This is a genomic window from Mesorhizobium sp. M4B.F.Ca.ET.089.01.1.1, from assembly GCF_004022605.1.
Taxonomy (GTDB): Bacteria; Pseudomonadota; Alphaproteobacteria; order Rhizobiales; family Rhizobiaceae; genus Mesorhizobium; species Mesorhizobium abyssinicae.
On record NZ_RZOS01000666.1, the window covers coordinates 1 to 2,291 of the forward strand.

Consider the following 2,291-nt stretch of genomic DNA (forward strand, 5'->3'; position numbering starts at 1 on the left):
CGCCATCGCAGCGCCCTACGGCCCCCCTCTCTGTCCTGCCGGACATCTCCCCCTCAAGGGGGGAGATTGGCAGTTTCGATGCCGACGCATCCCTCGCGGCGCTGGAGATTGGCGAAAGCCGGCGCGACATCCGATCTCCCCCCTCGAGGGGGAGATGGCCGGCAGGCCAGAGAGGGGGGCCTCGCGCCAGCTTTCGCAATTTGCGCAGAGCGCCCAGCCATGAACCGCTTCGCCGAGCTCCTCGACCGCCTCGTGCTGACGCCGTCGCGCAACGGCAAGCTGACGCTGCTGACCGACTATTTCCGCAGCGTCGAAGACCCGGACCGCGGGCTGGCGCTGGCAGCGATCACCGGGGACCTGTCGATCGCGGCGGTGAAGCCGGCGATGCTGCGGGCGCTGGTGGTCGAGCGCATGGACCCGGTGCTGTTCGGCTATTCCTACGACTATGTCGGCGACCTCGCCGAGACGGTGTCGCTGGTCTGGCCGCAAGCGCCCGGAAACATCCCGAACCACGCGCCGACGCTGGCCGAGGTGGTGGGCAAGCTGCAGGCGGCGAGCCGCTCCGACGGGCCGAAGGTGCTGGCGAGGCTGCTCGACAGCGCCAGCATCTCGGCGCGCTTCGCCATCATCAAGCTGGTCACCGGCGGCCTGCGCATCGGCGTTTCGGCGCGGCTTGCCAAGCAGGCGCTGGCCGATCTCGGCCAGGTCGACGTCACCGAAATTGAGGAGCTGTGGCACGGGCTGACGCCGCCCTACATCTCGCTGTTCGCCTGGCTGGAGGGCAAGGCCGCCAAGCCCGAACGGACCGCGCTGGCGCTGTTCAGTCCGGTGATGCTGGCCAATCCGGTCGGCGACGGCGATCTCGAAAAGCTCGATCCGGCCGACTACGCGGCCGAATGGAAATGGGACGGCATCCGCGTCCAAGCGGTGTGCGAAGGCGGCATCCGCCGGCTCTATTCGCGCACCGGCGACGACGTCTCCGGCGCCTTTCCCGACCTCGCCTCGGCGATGGATTTCGAGGCAGCGCTCGACGGCGAATTGCTGGTCGGCGATCCGCGTGAAGCGACGGGTACCTTTTCCGACCTGCAGCAGCGGCTGAACCGCAAGAGCGTGTCACCGAAGATCCAGCAGCAATACCCGGCCTTCATGCGTTGCTACGACGGACTGCTGATTGGCGGCGAGGATTTGCGCGCGCTGCCTTTCCGCGAAAGACGGGCTCGGCTCGCGGCCTTCATCGGCACGCTCGATCCAGGCCGCTTCGACCTCTCGCCGCTGGTCGAATTCCCCGACTGGCAGGCGCTGGAGGAGCTTCGCCAGGCGCCGCCGCATCCGATCATCGAAGGGGTGATGCTGAAGCGCTGGGATTCGCCCTATCTCGCCGGCCGGCCGAAGGGTCCGTGGTTCAAATGGAAGCGCGATCCGCACACGGTCGACGCGGTGCTGATGTACGCGCAGCGCGGCCATGGCAAGCGCTCGAGTTTCTACTCCGATTACACCTTCGGCGTCTGGTCGGGCCCGGAAGGCGCGGAAGAGCTGGTGCCGGTCGGCAAGGCCTATTTCGGCTTCACCGACGAGGAGCTGAAGCAGATCGACAAATATGTCCGCGACAACACTGTCGAGCGCTTCGGCCCGGTGCGCTCGGTTCGCGCCGACCGCGACAACGGCCTGGTGCTGGAGGTGGCGTTCGAGGGGCTCAACCGCTCGACCCGGCACAAATCGGGCGTCGCCATGCGTTTTCCGCGTATTTCACGGCTGCGCTGGGACAAGCCGGCGGCCGAGGCGGACCGCATCGAGACGCTGCAGGCGCTGCTGGATTAGCAAATCCGACGCTACTGCGCGATCGAGACGCGGACCTCGTAGATATCGACCGACTTGCCCTGCTTGTCGAAGTCGGAGTTGATGGCAATGGTGCCGGCCGCGCCCGGCTGCTTGTCCGGGAACTGCACGTCGAACAGATATTCGTTGCGCTCGTGACCGACCGCATAGCGCTTGCGGCCGCAATCGCCGAGCTCGCCGAAATTGCAGTCGACCGAGATCTGCGTCTCCTTGCCCTCTTCCGAGCGGGCGACGATGTCGAACATGGCATGCTTGCCGACGAGCTTTTCCAGCACGCCCTGGCCGACGTCGAAGGCGATCGCCGAACCGGAAGCGCCGGAGCGGATGCGCAGGAACGAGCCGGTGTCGTCCTGCATCACCTCGGCCTTGGCGTCGGCGGGCGCCGCGACATGGGTCGGGTCGCCGGAAAAACAGGGCGAGGCCGCGCAGCAGCGCGACTGGATCAGTGTCTTCTC

Annotated in this window: 1 protein-coding gene and 1 pseudogene; one reads left to right on the plus strand and one right to left on the minus strand. The window is 67.0% G+C overall.

What is annotated here, in order from left to right:
* The first annotated feature begins 219 nt into the window (after nucleotides 1–219).
* Nucleotides 220–1,818 (plus strand): cisplatin damage response ATP-dependent DNA ligase, encoded by a 1,599-nt coding sequence (locus EN780_RS32405; RefSeq protein ID WP_128276308.1) that lies wholly within the window; start codon nucleotides 220–222, stop codon nucleotides 1,816–1,818.
* Nucleotides 1,819–1,829: 11 nt separating this feature from the next.
* On the opposite strand, the pseudogene EN780_RS32410 reads toward EN780_RS32405, so the two are convergent.
* Nucleotides 1,830–2,291 (minus strand): annotated as a pseudogene (locus tag EN780_RS32410) (hypothetical protein); the annotation flags it as partial.

Coding starts and splice junctions, on each gene's coding strand:
- EN780_RS32405 (WP_128276308.1), top strand. CDS start 220: ATGAACCGCTTCGCCGAGCTCCTCGACCGCCTCGTGCTGACGCCGTCG.